At 62.9% G+C, this 19,522-nt stretch carries 18 protein-coding genes; 6 read left to right on the top strand and 12 right to left on the bottom strand.

Going from position 1 to position 19,522, the window contains the following annotated elements; translation table 11 throughout:
* Positions 1–21: 21 nt before the first annotated feature.
* Positions 22–1,275, top strand: a complete 1,254-nt coding sequence (locus tag KO539_RS16260) for a voltage-gated chloride channel family protein (protein ID WP_219310559.1) — start codon at positions 22–24, stop codon at positions 1,273–1,275.
* A gap of 29 nt (positions 1,276–1,304) precedes the next feature.
* Here the strand turns inward: KO539_RS16260 and KO539_RS16255 are convergent, their stop codons facing one another.
* Positions 1,305–2,231, bottom strand: a complete 927-nt coding sequence (locus KO539_RS16255) for an ADP-ribosylglycohydrolase family protein (RefSeq protein ID WP_257626315.1) — start codon at positions 2,229–2,231, stop codon at positions 1,305–1,307.
* 16 nt (positions 2,232–2,247) lie between these two features.
* Positions 2,248–2,811 (bottom strand): helix-turn-helix domain-containing protein, encoded by a 564-nt coding sequence (locus tag KO539_RS16250; protein WP_219310558.1) that lies wholly within the window; start codon positions 2,809–2,811, stop codon positions 2,248–2,250.
* A gap of 51 nt (positions 2,812–2,862) precedes the next feature.
* Here KO539_RS16250 and KO539_RS16245 point away from each other — a divergent pair, with 51 nt between their 5' ends.
* Entirely contained in the window at positions 2,863–3,774 is a 912-nt protein-coding gene (locus tag KO539_RS16245) for a DMT family transporter (RefSeq protein ID WP_219310557.1), read from the top strand.
* Here the strand turns inward: KO539_RS16245 and KO539_RS16240 are convergent.
* From KO539_RS16240 to KO539_RS16215, 6 genes are all read right to left on the bottom strand, one after another.
* Positions 3,771–4,718 carry a cupin-like domain-containing protein gene (locus KO539_RS16240; protein WP_219310556.1) on the bottom strand — a complete coding sequence of 316 codons (948 nt, stop codon included), beginning with the start codon at positions 4,716–4,718 and terminating at the stop codon, positions 3,771–3,773. The two genes, KO539_RS16245 and KO539_RS16240, sit on opposite strands and share 4 nt — an antisense overlap.
* Before the next feature lie 52 nt (positions 4,719–4,770).
* Complete coding sequence (locus KO539_RS16235; RefSeq protein ID WP_219310555.1) at positions 4,771–5,763, bottom strand: chemotaxis protein CheB; 993 nt, start codon at positions 5,761–5,763, stop codon at positions 4,771–4,773.
* 122 nt (positions 5,764–5,885) lie between these two features.
* Positions 5,886–6,629, bottom strand: a complete 744-nt coding sequence (locus KO539_RS16230) for a DNA-binding protein (protein WP_035818092.1) — start codon at positions 6,627–6,629, stop codon at positions 5,886–5,888.
* Between the two features lie 142 nt (positions 6,630–6,771).
* On the bottom strand, positions 6,772–7,389 hold the full coding sequence (locus KO539_RS16225; protein WP_219310554.1) for an LON peptidase substrate-binding domain-containing protein: 618 nt from the start codon (positions 7,387–7,389) through the stop codon (positions 6,772–6,774).
* Positions 7,390–7,442: 53 nt separating this feature from the next.
* On the bottom strand, positions 7,443–8,681 hold the full coding sequence (locus KO539_RS16220) for a DEAD/DEAH box helicase (RefSeq protein WP_219310553.1): 1,239 nt from the start codon (positions 8,679–8,681) through the stop codon (positions 7,443–7,445).
* Between the two features lie 118 nt (positions 8,682–8,799).
* Positions 8,800–10,881 carry a TonB-dependent siderophore receptor gene (locus tag KO539_RS16215; protein ID WP_225240950.1) on the bottom strand — a complete coding sequence of 694 codons (2,082 nt, stop codon included), beginning with the start codon at positions 10,879–10,881 and terminating at the stop codon, positions 8,800–8,802.
* Between the two features lie 386 nt (positions 10,882–11,267).
* Here KO539_RS16215 and asd point away from each other — a divergent pair, with 386 nt between their 5' ends.
* Positions 11,268–12,116, top strand: a complete 849-nt coding sequence (gene asd / locus KO539_RS16210; RefSeq protein WP_219310552.1) for an archaetidylserine decarboxylase — start codon at positions 11,268–11,270, stop codon at positions 12,114–12,116.
* A 17-nt stretch (positions 12,117–12,133) separates the two neighbouring features.
* Here the strand turns inward: asd and KO539_RS16205 are convergent, their stop codons facing one another.
* Positions 12,134–13,039, bottom strand: a complete 906-nt coding sequence (locus tag KO539_RS16205) for a LysR family transcriptional regulator (RefSeq protein ID WP_035818083.1) — start codon at positions 13,037–13,039, stop codon at positions 12,134–12,136.
* Positions 13,040–13,153: 114 nt separating this feature from the next.
* Between KO539_RS16205 and KO539_RS16200 the strand changes: the two genes are divergently transcribed.
* The 3 genes from KO539_RS16200 to KO539_RS16190 all read left to right on the top strand — a co-directional run bounded on the left by KO539_RS16200 (position 13,154) and on the right by KO539_RS16190 (position 15,778).
* Positions 13,154–13,753, top strand: a complete 600-nt coding sequence (locus KO539_RS16200) for an FMN-dependent NADH-azoreductase (RefSeq protein WP_099402284.1) — start codon at positions 13,154–13,156, stop codon at positions 13,751–13,753.
* A gap of 75 nt (positions 13,754–13,828) precedes the next feature.
* A complete protein-coding gene (locus KO539_RS16195; RefSeq protein ID WP_219310551.1) occupies positions 13,829–14,704 on the top strand; it encodes a pirin family protein in 876 nt (291 codons plus the stop codon).
* A 117-nt stretch (positions 14,705–14,821) separates the two neighbouring features.
* Positions 14,822–15,778, top strand: coding sequence for a cation diffusion facilitator family transporter (locus tag KO539_RS16190; protein ID WP_219310550.1), 957 nt, complete (start codon positions 14,822–14,824; stop codon positions 15,776–15,778).
* Between the two features lie 82 nt (positions 15,779–15,860).
* Here the strand turns inward: KO539_RS16190 and KO539_RS16185 are convergent, their stop codons facing one another.
* Genes KO539_RS16185 through KO539_RS16175 form a run of 3 tightly spaced genes read right to left on the bottom strand, consistent with a single transcriptional unit; the run spans position 15,861 to position 19,443 of the window.
* Entirely contained in the window at positions 15,861–18,113 is a 2,253-nt protein-coding gene (locus tag KO539_RS16185) for a bifunctional (p)ppGpp synthetase/guanosine-3',5'-bis(diphosphate) 3'-pyrophosphohydrolase (protein WP_035818071.1), read from the bottom strand.
* Between the two features lie 41 nt (positions 18,114–18,154).
* Positions 18,155–18,505 (bottom strand): RidA family protein, encoded by a 351-nt coding sequence (locus KO539_RS16180; protein ID WP_034784210.1) that lies wholly within the window; start codon positions 18,503–18,505, stop codon positions 18,155–18,157.
* 56 nt (positions 18,506–18,561) lie between these two features.
* Positions 18,562–19,443 carry an alpha/beta fold hydrolase gene (locus KO539_RS16175; RefSeq protein ID WP_219310549.1) on the bottom strand — a complete coding sequence of 294 codons (882 nt, stop codon included), beginning with the start codon at positions 19,441–19,443 and terminating at the stop codon, positions 18,562–18,564.
* Positions 19,444–19,522: the final 79 nt, after the last annotated feature.

Raw genomic sequence — 19,522 nt, 5'->3', positions numbered from 1 at the left:
TCAGCCTTGACTGGATGCACAATGCACCGCCTGACCGCCCTCACCGATCTGTTAAAGCATCTGTTGAAATGGCTGCTGCTGGCCTTGGTCGTGGCCGTGCTGGCGGGATCGGCCTCGGCCTTCTTCCTGTTCGCCCTGGACTGGGCCACGCGCACGCGGATGGCGCACGCGTGGCTGATCTGGCTGCTGCCCGTGGCGGGCTTTGCCGTCGGCTGGCTATACTTGCGCTACGGCAGCAGTGTCGAAGGCGGGGCCAACCTCCTGATCGATGAAATCCACGACCCGAAAAAAATCATCCCCTTGCGCATGGCACCGCTGGTGCTGGGCGGCACCGTCATTTCGCATTTGTTTGGCGCTTCCGTCGGACGCGAAGGCACGGCCGTGCAGATGGGTGGCGCGCTGGCCGACCAGCTGACCCGCATGTTTCGCTTGAACAATGAAGACCGCCGCATCATCCTGATGGCAGGCATCAGCGCCGGCTTTGCCTCCGTCTTCGGCACGCCGCTGGCAGGCGCCATCTTCGGCCTGGAAGTGCTGGCCATCGGCCGCCTGCGTTATGAAGCCATGCTGCCCTGCCTGCTGGCTGCCGTCATCGCCGACCAGGTGGGCTTGCTGTGGGCGCAGTTATTGAACATTCACCATACGCATTACGCCGTGCCCTTGATCCCCGCCCTCTCCGCCTGGACCTTGTGCGCGATGGTGATCGCTGGCGTGCTGTTCGGCGTGACGGGCAAACTGTTTGCGCAAGCCACGCACGGCTTGAGCGGCCTGATGAAACGCTGGATCGCCTACGCCCCGCTGCGTCCGCTGGCCGGCGGCCTCGTTGTCGCGCTTGCCGTATGGCTGATCGGCACGGACAAGTATAACGGCCTGGGCATCCCCACCATCGTCGATGCGCTGAAGGAACCGCTGCCCGCCTGGGATTTCCTTGGCAAGATGGCGTTTACCATCGTTTCGCTGGGCACAGGCTTCAAGGGCGGCGAAGTGACGCCATTGTTCTTCATCGGGGCGACCCTGGGCAATGCGCTGGGTCCGCTGCTGCACCAGCCCGTCGCCCTGCTGGCCGCCATCGGCTTTGTCGCCGTGTTTGCGGGCGCGGCCAACACGCCCGTCGCCTCGACCCTGATGGCGATGGAACTGTTTGGCGCCGAGATCGGCGTGTACGCGGCCATCGCCTGCGTCGTGGCGTATCTGTTTTCCGGCCACGCGGGGATATACCGGGCGCAGCGGCGTGGCCATGCCAAGCGCACAGAGCACAAGGATCGCGGCATATGACACAGCATATCTACGACAACGACGGCTTCTTAGCCCCGCGCCCGCTCGAACAATTTTCCCGCCAGCTCTTCGATATCTCCGCGCATGGCCAGCATTTCCAGCCAGCGCGCAGGAATTGCCTGGGCGCCATAATAGGCGCCGGCAAGCTGGCCGACGATGGCGCCGGTCGTATCGGCATCCTCGCCCAGATTGACGGCGCGCAATACGGCCTCTTCCAGTGAATCCGTATTGAAGAAGCACCAGAGCGCCGCTTCCAGCGATTCCACGCAATAGCCGGTGCCGCGTATCTGCTGCTCCGTTTTGCCGATGAAACTGCCGCTTGCCAGCCCCCTCAGCTTCGGTTCGGCAGGCCGGTACGCGATGCTGCCCATCAACGCTTCCTTCGCCGTGCCCGCCAGCGCACTGCACAGCAAGGCGGCAAACAGCTGGCAGCTTTCGACCGCTTCCGGCGCCGCGTGGGTGGTGCGGGAACTGTCGGCGGCGCAGGCCACGGCTGCCGCCACATCCGGATAAGCAAACAGCACGACCGGGGCCAGGCGCATGAGCGAGCCATTGCCCGCCGTGTCAGGCGCGGTGGAACCACTCCAGGGGTCGCCCGTTTCCTGGAAACTGGCCAGCGCGTCCCTTACCGTTCCGCCGATATCGAAGCAGGTGCCGGTGGAACTCAGGTAACCCCATTGCCACCAGTTCAAATACCGCACCATCTGGTCCGCCGGATCGAACGCCCCTTTCAATACCAGACTCTCGGCCAGGCACAGCGCCATCGAGGTATCGTCCGTCCATTGTCCCGGCTGCAGGCCGAATGGGCCGCCGCCAGTCATGTCCGTCACGGGCGCAAAACTGCCGCGCGGGGAAAACTCCACGGTCGTGCCGACGGCATCGCCACAAGCAAGTCCCAGCATGGCACCCAGATAACGGTCATGCAAAGTCGGCTGGTATAAAGTTGACGTCATCATGATTCTCCCTTGATTCCTAGCTGGCCACATTGCGCGTAAAACGCAAAGTGGATGCGCCCGCATTCACGTAGGCATACGCTTGCGCGCTGCTGAAGACAAAAAAATCGCCCGTGACCAGCTGTCTGGTTTCCGCCGCCAGCACGAGCTGCAGCTCGCCCTCGAGCACGTAGAGCATTTCGCTGAAGCCGGCCGGGTCGGCTTGCGCATCGTAGCGCTCGCCTGGCGCCAGGGTCCACGACCACAGTTCCACCTGGCGGCTGGCGGGCGCCGCGCCCAGCAGCACGGCCTGGCTGGCCTGCGATGCACTTTGCCACATCAGCACGCGCAGGCTGTCGTGCGGCTGCCGCGGTGGCTGGACCAGGTCGACAAAGGCCACGTTCAAGGCGGCCGCCACATGGTCGAGGTTGGCCAGGCTGATGTTGGTGCTGCCCGCCTCGACGCCATTGACCATGCGCCGGCTCAGGCCGGACTGGCGCGCCAGCTCTTCCTGGCTGAGGCCGGCGGCCAGGCGCAAGCGCCGCAGATTGGTGGCTAGGTATGCCAGCACGCCACCGGCTTTGGCTTCGGCTTGACTGCGCAATATATTGCTCCTATTATGATGGGAAATATTTTGCTCATAGCATAGCGCCCCATGAAAACACACGCAAGTCCCCCACCCGCCATTGGTCTGCCCGAACTGGCCCTGATCGCCATTACCTTCATCTGGGGCGGGACGTTTCTCGTCGTGCAACATGCCGTGACGGTCAGCGGCCCCCTGGCCTTCGTGGCCGCCCGCTTTGCCGTGGCCGCGGGCATCGGCGCCCTGATTTGCCGGGGCCAGTTGCGCCAGTTGACGAAGGCGGAGTTATTCACCGGCATGGCCATCGGCGTGAGCATCTTTGGCGGCTACGCGCTGCAAACCTATGGCTTGATGCATATTTCCAGCAGCAAGTCCGCCTTCATCACGGCCTTCTACGTGCCCATCGTGCCGCTGGTGCAATGGCTGGTCTTCAAGCAGCGGCCCCACCCGGCAGTGTGGGCGGCCGTGGTGCTGGCCTTCGTGGGGTTATTGCTGCTGACGGGAACGGATGGCTTGAGCATGGGTCTGGGCAAGGGTGAACTGATGACGGCCGTGGGCGCCATCGCCATTGCCCTGGAAATCATCCTGATCAGCCGCGTCTCGCCGCAGCTGAACATCCTGCGCGTGACCATCGTGCAACTGGCCACGGCATCATTGATCGCCCTGCTGCTGATGCCCGTCTTGGGCGAAGCGCCGCCAGTACTCGGCAAGACTTTCATCCTCAGCGTGCTGGCGCTGGGCTGCGCCAGTGCGCTGATCCAGTATGTGATGAACTGGGCGCAAAAGCGCATTTCCGCCACCAAGGCCACCTTGATCTATGCGGGTGAACCCGTGTGGGCGGGCGTCATCGGCCGCATTGCCGGCGAACGCCTGCCGGCCCTGGCCATCGTGGGCGCGGTATTGATCATCGCTGCGGGCATCCTCAGCGAGTGGCGGCCCAAGCGTTTGCGTGCCGATGGCAAGGCCATCGTGTCATCAGATTAAGCCTCGGTACGCCGCAACTCCGCCCCGCCATGCAAGGCCAGCGGCACGGCCCTGGCCCAGCGGTTCGACGACAGCGAAAACGTCAGCGCGCGCACCTGGTGGTACCAGCCGGCGGGCACGTACAGCATGTCGCCCGGCTCGACGAGGCACTCGATCATGGTGGCCTGGCGCGCCAGCGGAAAGCGCTGGAAATCGGGCGCTTCCGGATCGAACGGCGAACCGAACAGGATGGCGTTCGCCTCGCTCGGATACAGAAAGGCGTCATGGTGCGGCGGCGATAAAAAGATGCGCTTGCGGCCCCACACCTGGGCGAAGATATTGTCATCGTAGTCGCAATGCAAGGGCGTCACCGTGCCGGCCGGCCCGACCCAGAAGCGCGGCGGGCCCATCTTGTCGAAATACGTGGGCCAGTGGCACAGGCGGTTCAGCTCGCGCAATTCCAGGTTGCCCAGGTAAGGCGGCAGCACATGCGCGCCCCCTTCCACCAGGTCCAGGTATTGCCCCATCGACATGTCCTGCATGGCGCGGTCGGCCGCAAAGGCCGTGTTGATGTAGTCGCCCACCCGCGCCCGCACGGGCACATGGCTGAACTGCTCGCGCAAGACTTCGGGCGCCAGCTGGGACAAAGGCCAGCGTCGCACCAGCCCGCGCATCAGGAAAGGCAAGCCCAGCGCGGCGCGCGCGCGGAAGGCGGCGGCGTCCAGCATGCCCAGGCATGGCACGGCGGTGATGGCCGGCAAGTCACGCGCCGCCTGCCTGATGGCCTCGCGCATGGCGTCGATGGAGGTCACGCCGCGCACCTGTGCATCCTTGTCTTCGCGCGCCTGCTTGCGCGCCAGGGCCGCTTCGGGCGAACTGAATTCAGCTGGGGGCCGGGGTGGCAGTGCGCGTGGCAATATGGGGGCTGCCGCAAGCGGAAGCGGCGCATTTTTTTCTGCAGACATAATCCTTCTTTGCGATCAGGCGTCGCGCGGCATGGCGCGACCGTGCGCTATTTTAAGCCAGCAGAGCCCGTTTCAGCACATCGGCCTGCTCGCCCGCCTGCCGCGCCTTGGCCGCATACTCGCTGGCCGTGCCTGGATGCTGCCAGACCTGGGCCTTGGCGGCCAGGTTCAGATACAGTTTTTCTTTTTCCTGCAGCGCCCTGACGGCGGCCCAGATGGCGTCTTCCGCCTTGTCATGCTGCAACTCACCGAGCATCTTCGCCGTGAAACTGTGGCCCGTATGGCAGCGAAAACGCTGCGGCTGCTGGCCATGCAGCTCCCACAGGGTGCCCTGGCATTCAGGACAGGTGAAAGTCGATGGCGTGGCAATTTTTTCCAGTTGGTCCATATTCCCCACTCCCCGGGCAAAACGGTTTTCCACGGCAATCCATTGGGGTACGGGCGGCAAGGACGGCGCGGCGCTGGCCGGCGCCGAGTTGCCGCTGGCCAGCGCCAGCAGGGCCGGCCCGATCTCGGCGGCCGGCAGACGCCAGTCCACTTCGGCATAGTCGATCGCGCTTTGCGGCATCGACGGCGCCACCGCGTCCTGCGGCTCCTGCACCAGCGCCCTGCCGCCGCAAGCCTTGATGGCCTGCAAGCCTGCCGTGCCATCGTCGAGGTAGCCGCTGAGTACCACGCCCACCACCTTCGGGCCGAAAGCGGCGGCCGCACTGCGAAACAGGGGGTCGATGGCGGGACGCGTATGGTTTTCCTTCGGTCCCCGGGTCAGCTCGACCGTCGCCTGGCCGGCCAGGTTGGCAACAAGCATGTGCCGGTCCGGCGGCGCCAGCAGGATGCGCCCTGCGCGCACGGGTTCGCGTTCTTCGGCAAAGCGCACGGGCAAGGCGGAGGTTTTGCCTAGGATCTCGTGCAACACGCTGTTGCGCGCGCCTACGTGCATGACGGCCAGGATTGCCGCGGGAAAATTCGCCGGCAAGGCGGCGAAGATGGTGGACAGTGCGCTCACGCCGCCCACCGAGGCTCCCATGACGATCAACGTTTCCATGCCGGCCCTTTCCCGCCTGGATCACTGAACTATTTTGCCGCGCCTCGCAACAAGATTCTGTGCGCCGGCTAACACTGTACGCAGCGTCAAACCTAGGACGTCACGCAGCAGCTTAGGAGGCCTTAGACAGGTGTTTTGAAAATCGGATCCACGATGAACTGCTGCGCCTTGATGCGCAAGGTGCGCTCTTCGTCGAGTTCGGCGCGCGTTTCGCCCAGCTCTTCGCGTTCCGCTTCCAGTTCCAGACGCGCGGCAGCCAGTTCCGTTTCCACGCGCGTCAGGCTTTCCAGCTTCAGCTGGGCCTGGATCAGTTCCGCACGCGCCGCTTCGGCAGCCTCTTCCAGGCGCGGAATGCCTTCGAGCTTGAATTGCGCCTTGGCCAGGTCCATGCGGGCCTGCTCGGCCGCTTCTTCCAGACGCGGCAAGCCTTCCAGGCGCAGCTGCGCCTTGGCCAGGTCCGTGCGGGCCTGGTTCGCCACTTGCCGCTCGCGTTCGAGTTCCTCGCGCAAGGTTTCCAGCTCACCGGCCTGCAGGTCGAGCAACTCTTGCTGGCGCTCGTTCTCGCTGGCCAGGTCCATCAATTCCTGTTGATTGTCGTTCATCTCGGCTTCATGCGCGCTATGGCTGGCGCTTAATTCCTGTCCTACATAATCGAGGATGGCTTGCTGCAGCACGGGCGACAGTTCGGCGGCGGCAGCGATCTGGCGCTGCGCACCGGCCTTGCGGCGCAGCAAGAGCTTGCTGATGGTGCCCAGGCAGGCGCCGTTGCCCAGCCGTTCGCGCAAGGCGCGCACCGTGATGGCCTGGCCTTCGCCCGCCATCGCTTCCATTGCCGCATTGATCTGTTCCGCGCTTACTTTTGCCATGTCGTCTGCTCTTGAATGTTGCCCAGGGCAATCTTGCCCAGGGGCATTATCTTATGTCAGCGGCGGCAAAGCGTAAAGTATTTCTCAATAGAAATTGCAATTGCACAACGGAAGCATGAGAAAACATGCGGCCTCAGGCAATTTATTCCTCTAACAAGCCGTTTTCCGTGAGCATATCCTGCACCAGTTCCAGGCGCAGCACGGGATTGTCCTGGCTCAACAGCAATTGCTTTTGCATGGCGCTCAAGGACAGCAGCTCGCACCAGCGGTTCGCCACCCAGCCGCACTCGTCGAGCCGGTATGGCGGCTGCAAGGGCATTTGGTCAGGCGGGATCTTTTGCTCCTGCAAGGTGCGAATCAGGGCGCCGAGCGCGTCGGCCACGTTCTGCTGCTCTTGCGGGATGGGAACGGTTTTATCGGGCGGCAAGGTTTCGATCTGCGCCATCCACAAGCCGTGCTTCAGCTGTTCGCTGGAAACGATATGAAAGCGCTGCATGCCCATGCATTTGATTTGCAGCAAGCCCGACAGGGGCGCGGCCCAGTCGATGACACGCGCCATAGTGCCCACGGGCGCCAGGGTCTCTTGCTGGCCCGGCTTGCGCACTTCCGTACCGTCCAGCAGTTGCACCACGCCAAACGGCTGCTCGCCCATGATGCACTGACGTATCATGTCCAGATAGCGTACCTCGAAGATCTGCAGGGGCAGATAGCCGTCGGGATACAGCACCGTATTGAGCGGGAACAAAGGTATCGAGGTCATAAGCGCATGATGGCACGAATGGCATATCCGTGCTGCGCGCTTTGCATCCCCGATTATTTGTAGAAGCGCCGCTTTTTCGCTCTCTCTGCAGCTTTTGGCGCCAGCACTTTCACGGCCTTTTTCTGGATCGCGCCACCTGCGGACGTGCCCGGCACCCGGTGCTCGGCCTCGAAACCGGGCTCCTCGTTGCGTTTCAGGGTTTGCCGCGTCAGCGCTTCCACGGCCGACAGCAATTCCACCTCGTCGGCGCAAACGAGCGAGATCGCTTCGCCCGAGGCGCCCGCGCGGCCCGTGCGGCCGATGCGGTGGATATAGTCTTCCGCCACGGTGGGCAAGTCGAAATTGACGACGACAGGCAACTGGTCGATGTCGAGGCCGCGAGCAGCCACGTCGGTGGCCACCAGCACCTGCACCTCGGCCGATTTGAAGCGGGCCAGCGCGCGCAAACGGTTCGGCTGGGTCTTGTCGCCGTGGATGGAGTCGGCGCGCACGCCCTGCTCCAGCAAAGTGTTCACCAGCAGCTCGACACCCTTGCGCGTCTTGACGAAGACCAATACCTGGCCCCAGCGCTTTTTCTTCAGCAAGTGCAAAAAGAGTTCCGGCTTGCGTTTCTTGTCGCACACGATGACCGATTGCTTCACAGCCTTGACCGTGCTGTTGCGCGCGCTGACCTCGACCGAGACGGGGTCTTTCAGCATGGTTTTCGCCATGGCGCGGATGGCATCCGAGAAGGTGGCCGAGAACAGCAGGGTCTGGCGCTGCTTGGGCATGGTCATCAGCAATATATCGAGTTCGCGCTCGAAGCCCAGGTCCAGCATGCGGTCGGCCTCGTCCAGCACCAGGGTTTGCACTTGCTCGAACTTGACGGCGCCCTGCGTCTGCAAGTCCAGCAAGCGGCCTGGCGTAGCCACCAGCACGTCGAGGCCCTTGCGCAGTTTGCTGATCTGCGGCTCGATGGGCACGCCGCCGTAAGCGACAAAACTGCGCAGCGGCAAGTTACCGCCATAGCTGCGGAAGCTGGCGTAGACTTGCTCGGCCAGTTCGCGCGTGGGCACCAGCACCAGCACGCGCACGCACTGGGGCGCCACCACACCTTCCAGGGTCAGGCGCTGCAGCAGCGGCACGGCGAAACCGGCCGTCTTGCCCGTGCCCGTCTGGGCGGCGGCCATCAGGTCGCGCCCGGCCAGCACGGCGGGAATCGCTTGCGCCTGCACGGGCGTGGGCTTGGCATAGCCGAGCTCGTCAAGTTTGCGGACCAGGGGATCGATCAGGCCGAGGGAGGAAAACGTCATGGGGAAAGCAATCTTGGCAAAGTAAAAGGCGGCGCGCACGGACGGGCCGTGCGCGCGATTGCCGAGATTATAGGCCAGCGGGGATGCCGGCCGGGGTTTCACCGTTAAAACAAACGCGTCAAAACTTCATTTCCAGTGTCGCGCGCGCCTGCGGCGAACTCGGTGAAATGCTGTTGCGCACGATGGTGCCGCTGGCGTCCGCATACGCGGTGGTGCTTTCGAAGTCTTGCGCCAGCAAATTCGACACGGCCAGGCGCAACTGGTTCTTCGCATCGAATTTCCACAGCGCATAAATGTCGACGTCGCGCCGCGGCGACGTATAGGCGCTCTGGCGCTCGGTGATGCGCACGGGGCCGCCATTGCGGAAGTTGAAGCTGCCGCCCGTCGTCAGCACGCCATCCGGCGTCTTGTAGTCGAGCCCAAAGTTGCCGCTGACGGGCGTTTGCTGGTCAAGCCGATTGTTTGGCCCCGGCACCTGCTCCACCTGCGACCAGTTGCGGCTGACGCTGGCGCGCAAGTCGATGGCGGGCACGGGCGCGGCCAGCACGGCGCGCAGCGGGAACTTCGCTTCCAGTTCCAGTGTCTGAGTATTCGCACGGCCATCATTGACGGGCGTGGACACCCAGCGATCATTGATGAACAGCAAGCCTTGGCGCGTGTAGCCATCGATGCGGCGGGCCGAGGCGCGCGCGCTGAGCAAAGCGCCTTCGGCCCAGTAGTGCTCGTACGAGGCGTCGATGCCCAGCGCCAGCTCCGGCTTCAGGTAGGGATTGCCTTCGCGGTCGGGGTCCGTCTGGCTATTGTTGGTCGAGGTATTACGACGCGGAATCAGGCTCGCCGTGGGCTGCGCCTTGTAAGTGCGCGTCAGGGCCAGGCGTACCTGGTCGCCCTTGGTATCAGGCAACTTCCACAGGGTTTGCAGCAGCGGGCTCCACACGCTGGTGCGCTGGTTCACTTCATCATAGGTATTGCCCGCGCTGCGCGTGTCGATGCCTTCCCAGCGCACGCCCGCATACATGGACCAGCGCGGCGTGATTTCCCAGTCGTCCTGCACAAACAGGGCCAGGCGCTTGATGGTGGCGTCGAAACCTTCGTCGCTGTCGACGGGCGGGCGCGCACCCAGGGCAGACAGTGCCGCTTCGCGCTGGCGGCGCGTTTCCTCGCGCTCCGTGTAGGCGCCATCCCAGCCCATCGACAGGGCATGGCCGGGCAGCAAGGGCGTGGAATACTTGCCGGTGGAACTGACGCCGTTTTCCGTCGCCTTCACGCCCACCTGGCGCTCCAGCGCTAGGCCGCTGCCATCGATAAAGCCCTGCTGCAGGCTGTCGGACGTATTGCGGGCGGCCGAGGCGCCAACTTTCAGTTCCAGCCGGGCGCCGCCGGCCAGCTTGTGCAGCCACGTCAGGTCGCTGCGGCCGAAGGCGTTGTGGTTGCCCGAGCTGCCCGTATTCGTGTCGTAATCGGGGCGCATGCCCTGCTGCGTTTCCGCGCGGCTGAAATTGCGGTGGTTCGAGCGCCCGCCATTGAAGAAGAATTGCGCCGTCACATTATCGCCATTGACCAGCACCCAGTTCAGGCGCGGCGACAGATTGATGCCTTCCGGGCGGCCATCGCCCGTGCCATTCGTGCGGCGCAGCAGGTTTTGCCGGCCATCGGGCGCATAGCCCAGTTCCAGTCCGGGATTGTCGTAATGGTAGTCGTAGCGGAACAGCGAGCCGGCCAGCGAATACGAGAAGTTGCCGTCGCGGTCGGACAGTTGCACGTTCACGCTGGGCGAAAAGCTCACGTCGCTGCCCTGCACGCCCAGCTTGAGTTCGCGCTGCGCCGTCTTCACGGCTTTCTTGAGCATCACATTGATGGTGCCGGCAATCGACTGCGTGCTGTATTCGGCGCTGGCCGCATGCAAAATCTCGATGCGTTCGATCACGTCCGGCGACAGGGTGTCGAGCGAAAAACCGGCCGGCGCCCGCTCGCCGTTGAGCAATATCTGCGTGTAGCCGCTGCCCAGGCCGCGCATGCGGATTTCGCCGCCCGAGCGCCCGGCCGCGCCGGACACGGTAATGCCGGGCAAGCGTTTGAGCACGTCGGTAACATTCGTGTCGCCATACTTGAGGATTTCCTCGCTGCCAACGACCATCTTGCTGGCCGTATCGTCGCGGCGCGGATCATAGCCGCTGCCCTTGACTTCAACGGTTTGCATCGCGGGCGCGGCGGGCTTTTCAGCCTTCAGCGGCGCAGAGGTGGCGGCAGCGTCGGCTGGCGCTTCGGATTGCTGGGCCTGGGCATTCCAGGCAAGTAAAACGGCTGAACAAAGGACGGTAAGGCGAAGGCAACGGCGTGGCATCATGACCTGGCTAAAAAAGTTGGCTGAATAAAAATGGCTAAAAGCTAAAAAACAGGCCGCTGTATTGTGCTGTAATTTTTTCCAAGTGACACAGTTTCCTGAAAATATTTCCTATAGCAAATTAAATTCGGCGGCGGGCTGCGATACGCACCCTTGCATACGGCGCATAGTATTGCGCGCCACATCGCCGCTATAATGCGTTTTCACCATTGTTCCCATCACCCCGTCAAAGGCTTCCCATCGTGTCTGACCGTCTTGCCGTCCTGCCTCAATATCTGCTTCCCAAAGGAGCGTTGACCAACTTTGCCGGCCGGATCGCCGGCGCCAAGGGCGGCGCCATGACGACGCGTTTGATCCGCTGGTTCGTCGGCCGCTACAACGTCAACATGGATGAGGCGCTGGATCCGGACATCACGCACTACACGAGCTTTAACGACTTTTTCACGCGCGCGCTGCGCCCCGATGCCCGTCCGCTGGCCCAGGCCGACTACGTCTGCCCCGTCGATGGCCGCATCAGCCAGTTCGGCACGATCGACAAGGACCAGATTTTCCAGGCCAAGGGCCACAACTTCAGCACCACGGCCCTGGTCGGCGGCGATGCGGCACTGGCGGCCCAGTTCGAACACGGCAGCTTCGCCAATCTGTACCTGAGCCCGCGCGACTACCACCGTATCCACATGCCCTGCGATGGCCGCCTGACGCGCATGATTTATGTGCCTGGTGAATTGTTCTCCGTCAACCCGACGACGGCGCGCGGCATTCCCGGCCTGTTCGCCCGCAACGAGAGAGTCGTCTGCGTGTTCGACACGGCCAACGGCCCCTTCGTCATGACCCTGGTCGGCGCCACCATCGTCGGCAGCATGGCCACCGTCTGGCACGGCGTCGTCAACCCGCCCCGCACGGGCCAGATACGCGACTGGAGCTATGCGAACGACAATGTGGTGCTGAAACAGGGCGAAGAGCTGGGACGCTTCCTGCTCGGCTCCACCGTCGTCATGCTGTTCCCGAAAGACACCGTGACGTTCAATGCCAACTGGCAACCGGCCGGCCCCGTGCAGCTGGGCGAAGTCATGGGCAACCTGCCCAAGTAAAGCCTCCGGACGCGCGCCTAGACGGGCGCGTCCGTGCGGTACATCTCTTCCATCAAGTCCAGGAACGCGCGCGTCTTGGCCGGCATCAAGCGCCGGCCAGGAAACACGGCCCAACCCGTGACCAGCGGGAAACTCCACTCCGGCAACACCCGCACCAATTCCCCCGTCGCCACATACGCCTTGGCAAAACGGTCTGTGCTGGCCGCGATGCCCACGCCCGTGCACGCCATGCGCACCAGCAATTCCGGCGAATTGGCCAGCAGGCGCACGGGTAGATCGCGTTCCCACGTCGTCTTGCCGCGGATCAAAGTCCAGTGCACGAGGCCATGCACGGCCCGTGGCAAGCTGAGCAAATCATGGCCATATAAATCGTCGGGGTGCTCGGGCAAGCCGTGCACGCTCGTGTATTGCGGCGAGGCATACAGCGCCAGGGTGCTGAAGGCCACACGGCGCGCGGACAGGCTGGCATCGTCGGGCAAGTTGCCCATGCGGATGGCCAGGTCGAAGTTCTCTTCCAATAAATCCACGCGGCGCGCCGACAAGTCCAGTTCCAGCGAAATGGCAGGATAGCGGCGCACGAACTCGGCCAGCACCTGGCGCATCAGGGTGTCGCCGAAATCGGCCGGCATGGAAATGCGCAGCAAGCCGCTGGGGCCCGCCTGGCGGTGCTGCGCCAGCGCGCCGGCCGCCTCCGTTTCCTCGACCACCTTGCGCGCATGCTCGAGCAGGCTGGCGCCAAACTCCGTCAGCGCCAGCTTGCGCGTGGTGCGCAGCAGCAGCCGTTCGCCCAACTTCGCTTCCAGCAGCGAGATGCGGCGCGACAGGGTCGACTTGGGCAAGTCCACGCGCACGGCGGCACGACTGAAACTGCCGCATTCGACGACTCTGGCAAACAGCAATAAATCTCCGGGATCGATATCCATACTTTTGATTGTTCCATGAGTGGATTAATGTTATCCATTTTAACGGCTTCCGCATCAATTTTGGAATTGCTATAGTTCATCCATCGCAAGACACCTCACAACGGAGAAAACAAGATGAACATCCTGCAAATCAATTCCAGCGCCCGCAGCACCGGTTCCGCCTCGACCCGCCTGGCTGACGCCATCGTCAGCCGCGTACAAGCGGCCAACCCGGGCGCCGCCCTCGTCCGCCGTGACCTGGCTGCCGCACCGCACCCCGTGCTCGACGAGCCTACCCTGCAAGCGCTGTTCACGCCAGCCGACAAACGCACGCCGGAGCAAGCGGCCCGCATCGCCCTGGACGACGCATTGATTGCGCAAGTACAAGCAGCTGACGTGATCGTCATCGGCGCGCCGATGTACAACTTCGGTATCACCGTGCAACTGAAAAGCTGGTTCGACGCGATTGCCCGCGCCAACGTCACCTTCAAGTACACGGAAAACGGCCCTGTTGGTCTCTTGAGCGGCAAGAAAGTCTACGTGGGCCTGTCCCGCGGCGGCTTGCACCGCGACAGCGCCAATGATAGCCAGGTGCCTTATCTGAACACCATGTTCGGCTTCCTGGGCCTGACCGACGTGCAGTACGTGTATTCGGAAGGCATGGGCATGGGCCCGGAAGCCGTGGCCAAGGCGCAAGCCCAGGCGGACGCCGAGATCAACGCGATCCTGGTGTAATAGCTGACTGCCGCAACAAGGGGTCAGACGGGGACGCCGAGTTCCGCCGGGTCTGACCCCAAACAGGAGAGAACAATGAGCGATACCACCACTGTCACGAAAGCACGCGCCGTCGAGCGCGTGATCGCCGGCCAGGCCGTCATGGATGGCGCCGGCGTGAAGATCAACCGCGTGCTGACGCAGCAGCTGCAGCGCCGTCTCGACCCGTTTTTGATGCTCGATAATTTCGCCAGCGACAAGCCGAACGATTATATCGCCGGCTTCCCCGAGCATCCGCACCGCGGCTTTGAAACGGTGTCGTACATGATCACGGGGCGCATGCGCCACAAGGACAGCGCGGGCCACGAAGGCTTGCTGACGTCGGGAGGTGTGCAATGGATGACGGCCGGCAGCGGCGTGATCCATTCGGAAATGCCGGAGCAGGAAGAAGGCGTGATGGAAGGTTTTCAGCTGTGGCTGAACCTGCCCGCGCGCGACAAGATGCGCACGCCGTGGTACCGCGATTTCACCAGCAGCGACATTCCCCGCTACACGACGGAGGCTGGCGTGGCCGTGCAAGTGATCGCCGGCGAGAGCCATGGCGTGACGGGCGCCGTGCAGCGCGAACTGACGGAACCGTTGTACCTCGATATCGACCTGCCAGCCGGCGCCAGTTTCGAGCAGCCCTTGCCGCCAGGCCATAACGCCTTCATCTACACGTTCCGTGGCGAAGTGCAGGTCAACGGCAAGGCCGTGCCCGCCCTGCGCATGGCGATTTTCGCCAACACGCCGGGCAGCGACGGCGTGCGCATCGAGGCGCCCGAAGGCGGCCGCGTGATCCTCGTCGCCGGACAGCCCTTGAACGAGCCCATCGCGCAGTATGGCCCGTTTGTCATGAATACCCAGGCGGAAGTATTCCAGGCCGTGCAGGATTTTCGCGAAGGCAAGTTTGGCGAGACGGCGGTACAGTAAAATTGTTTGTTCCAGGTAAAACCTGCAGCACCTCCGGGCCTGCAGGTTTTTTTACGTGCCGACTATGTTGTTGCTTTTCAATTACACTGACGGCAACATCATTCCACAAAGCATTCCATGCATCCCACGCACGACAACACCGAACACGACGCCACCCATTTGCACGCCCACCTGAAGGGCGACGCCAAGCATACCCACTCGTTCGAGGGGCGTAGCCAGAGCATCCTCGCGTGGGCGCTGGGGCTGACCCTGTCATTCGCCGGCATCGAAGTCATCGCCGGTTTCATGTCCAATTCGCTGGCCCTGATTTCCGATGCGGGCCACATGGTCACGGACGCGGCCGCGCTGGGCCTGGCCCTGCTGGCGCAACTGATCGCGCGCCGCCCGCCCTCGCCGCGCCACTCGTTCGGCTTTGGCCGCGCCGAAGCGCTGGCCGCCTTCGTCAACGGTCTGGCCATGCTGTGCGTGGTGGGCTGGATCTGCTATGAAGCCGTGCAGCGCTTTTCCGCGCCGCAAACCGTGCAAGGCGGCATGGTCTTCGTCGTCGCCTTCATCGGCCTGGCCATCAACCTGGTGGTGGCGTGGGTATTATCGAAAGACAAGCAAAGCGTCAACACGCGCGCCGCCCTCGTGCACGTGATGGGCGACCTGCTCGGCTCGGTCGCCGCCATCGTCGCCGGCGCCGTGATTTACTTCACGGGCTGGATGCAAATCGACCCGCTGCTGTCCGTGCTGGTGTCCCTGCTGATCCTGAAATCCACGTTCGGCGTATTGAAAGAGTCGTACCACTTCCTGATGGAAGGCGTGCCCATGCACATCGACTACATCCAGGTGGGCGCGGACGTGGAGCAAGTGGACGGCGTGATTTCCGTGCACGACCTGCACGTATGGGACATGTCGCCCGGCCAGCCAGCCCTGATCGGCCACGTGGAAATCGAACACCTCGACCATTGGCCGAAGGTATTGCGGGCGATCAAGAAGATGCTGTTAGCCAAGCATGGGATAGACCACATCACTCTGCAGCCGGAGACGGCCACAATGGCGGGACTACATGCGGGAGACAAAACCCACTAGCAAGGACCGGGGTCAGACCCGACGGGGCATTGCGCCCCAATGGGGCGCAATGCGATCGCGCAGCGACAGACCCCAAAATACGCTAACTTCGGCGTGCCTCTAAAACCCCGCTCACATCCTTGATCACATTCAGCGCCTTCAACAACTGCGCCGTCGAGCTGATCTCGGCCGTAAAGGTCATGCGGGCCTGGCCCTTGGCGCTTTGGGTGTTGACGCCGATGACGTTGATCTTTTCGCGCGAAAAGATTTCGGAGATGTCGCGCAGCAAGCCCTGGCGGTCGCCAGCGAGAATAAAGATGTCGACCGGATACACGGTGTCATGCCCGCCCGTGCTGCCCCACTCGGTAAAAATCACACGCTCGGGCGACTTGGCGCGCATTTCCTCGAAGTTCTTGCACGTGGCGCGGTGAATCGACACACCCTTGCCGCGCGTGACAAAACCGACGATGCTGTCGGGCGGCGCCGGCTTGCAGCACTTGGCCAGCACGGTCATGAGGCCTTCCGTGCCCACCACCAGCACGCCGGATTTGGCACCCTGCTCCACACTGGAAGCGCGGCTTTTACCCACGAGTACCGCGTCTTCCGGCACCACCACTTCGCCATTGTCGTGCAGCGCCTGCTCCACATGGCGCAGGCTGAATTCATCCTTGCCGACCGACAGGAACAGCTCGTCTACCTTGGCAAAGCCCAGCTTTTGCGCCAGCGCTTCCAAATTGACGGCCGTCTTGCCTTCGCGCTGCAAGGACTTTTCCACCAGCGCGCGGCCGTGGGCCAGGGTTTCCTGCATGTCGATAGCGTGGAACCAGGCGCGGATTTTCGAGCGCGTGCGCGTGCTGACGGCGTAGCCGGCGCTGAGCCAGTCGCGCGACGGTCCGGCCGTGCCCGGCGCGCCCTTGGCCGTGATGATTTCGCAGGTCTGGCCGTTTTTTAATTGCGTATTCAGCGGCACCATGATGCCGTCGACCTTGGCGCCGCGGCAGCGGTGGCCCACGTCCGTGTGCAGGTGATACGCAAAATCGACGGGCGTGGCGCCGACCGGCAATTCCAGAACGCGCGCTTGCGGCGTCATGACGAAGATGCGGTCGTCCAGCGTGGCGGATTTCAACTTTTCCACCCACTCGCGCTGGATTTCTTCCTGGCCCACGACGGCGTCGGCCACTTCCGTTTTCCAGGCCAGCAACTGGCGCAGCCAGGCGATCTTTTCGTCGTATTTCTGGCCGGCAAAGTTCGAGCCGCCCTCTTCCTTGTAGCGCCAGTGCGCAGCCACGCCGTATTCGGCAAAGCTGTGCATTTCATTGGTGCGGATTTGCACTTCCAGCGGGCGGCCATCCTCGGCCGTCACCACCGTGTGCAGCGACTGGTAACCGTTCGGTTTCGGGCGCGAAATGTAATCGTCGAATTCTTTCGGGATAGGGGTCCAGATATTGTGGACCACGCCCAGCACCGTGTAGCAGGTTTTCACATCGGCAACGATGACGCGGAAGGCGCGCACGTCGTACAGAGCCGTAAAGTCCAGCTCCTTGCCGCGCATCTTGTTCCAGATGCTGTAAATGTGTTTCGGGCGGCCAAACACTTCCGCCTGGATACCGGCCGAAGCCAGCTCCGTCTGCAGGCGCAAGATCGCCGAGGAAACAAAACCCTCGCGCATCATGCGCTTTTCTTCCAGCATCTTGGCGATGCGTTTATACGCTTCCGGCTCGATGAAGCGGAACGACAAATCTTCCAGCTCCCACTTCAGCTGCCAGATGCCGAGGCGGTTGGCCAGCGGCGCGTACAAATCCAGCGTTTCCTTGCCGTATTCACGCGTCATTTCATTGAAGAGTTTTAATTCAGCGAAATAACGCAAGGTCGTCACGCAAGCTGCCAGGCGCACCAGCACGACACGCATGTCGGAGGCCATCGCCAGCAGCATCTTGCGCAAGGTTTCCACCTGGGCCACGGCTTGCTGCGCCGCATTCTTGCCACGCCCGCCGACGCTGCCGTGCTGCGCCTGGGTCAGCGCGCGCAAGCGGATCAGCTGGCGCACGCCGGTGGCCAGGTCACACACCTGCTTGCCGAAGCGCGGCTCGATGTCGGCCGCCGTGTCCGGTTCCAGCAAGGTCAGCTCGAACATCAGGCCGGCGATGCGCGTTTCCGCATCGCTACGCAGGAAAGCCAGGGTGGTGGCCACGCCGATGGCGAACTCCAGTGCGGAGCGGCCGGCAAAGGTCTGCTTGTCGCCATACGCTTCGGTGGCATACGCGAGCGCGTCCAGCACGCGCGCGCAGTCCGGCGCACTCAAGCCCTCTACCAGTTGTTCCGATGTGACGCTATTCGGGGCCGAGATGGAAACCATGTATTACCTTATAAACTTGATGACTCAACAGCTTGAAAAACTTAGCGTTCTGCAGCGATGATGACGATTTCAACCAGGCATGCCGGATTGGCCAGTTTCGCTTCCACCGTGGCGCGCGGCGGCGTGTGGCCTGAGGCGACCCAGTCGTCCCACACTTCATTCATGCCGGGAAAATCCTTCATGTCGGCGATATAGATCTGGCACGACAGGATGCAAGTCTTGTCGCTGCCCGCTTCCATCAGCAAACGGTCGACGTGGCCGAGCACTTCGCGCGTCTGGCCGACGATGCCTTGCGTGGTATCTTCGGCGATCTGGCCCGCCAGGTAGATGGTGTTGTTGTGTATGGCTACTTCGGAGAGGCGTTTGCCTACGTGCAGTCGTGTAATTTCCATGCTTCTTCTTTCGGTTGTTTCAAAATCTGTACAGCGTTACTGATTGTTACTGACTATTACTTGCCCAGCAAAAACTTGCGCGCGATGGCGATCTGGTCGTCATGGACGAAAGTGGGCGCATGGCCCACGCCGGCGATTTCCACCAGCTCCGCTTTCGGGCCGCGACCGAGCATGATCTGCGCCGTCTCGTGCGACAGCAAATCGGATTCCGAGCCGCGCACCAGCAGAGTCGGGCAGCGTACGGCATCATACGCGGCCCACAGCATGGCTTCGTCGCTGGCCGCCGATTCCGGCGTGGCCGAGCGGAACGGCATGGCCAGTCCCATATCATAGTGGCGGCGCCAGTGGCCATCCTTGTCTTGCCGCAACACATCCACCGCCAGTTTATGCCATTCCGCGTCCGTGTGCGGGCCAAAGCTGGCGGACACGTCGCGCACAAACCTGGCGCCCTGTTCAAACGTCTCGAAACGCAGATCCTGGCCGATGTAGTCGCCGATGCGCTGCAAGGCTTCCGGCGCCAGGGTCGGGCCGATATCGTTCAGCACCAGCTTGCTGATCGGGCTGTGCGGCAAGGACGCCAGGCCCAGGCCGATCAAGCCGCCCATCGAGGTGCCGAACCAGTCCACCGTCTGGCGCTCGCCATTGGCCAGCACGCGCGCCAGCAGGGTCACCATGTCGCTCACATATTGCGGCACGCGGTAAAACTGCGGGTTGGCCAGCCAGCCCGAGCGCCCGCGCCCCACCACGTCGGGGCAGATCACGCGGTAATCGCTGGCCATGGCGCGTGCCAGGTTGTCGAAGTCGTCCGCCACGCGCGTCACGCCATGGGCGCAGACGAGCACGTTCGGATTATCGGCCGCGCCCCACTCCTTGTACGACATGGTATGCAAGCCTGCGGGGGAAATACATTGCACTGACTTGATGCTCGCTTCGATCATGCGATTTCCTTATTCGATGTAAAAAGAGCACCGCTTCCTGCCCGCCAAGAGGTGTCCCGCGCGCGACGCTACGGCAGTG

This window comes from Janthinobacterium sp. NKUCC06_STL (assembly GCF_019345455.1).
Lineage (GTDB): Bacteria > Pseudomonadota > Gammaproteobacteria > Burkholderiales > Burkholderiaceae_D > Janthinobacterium > Janthinobacterium rivuli.
This window is presented reverse-complemented; position numbering and strand designations above follow the sequence as displayed.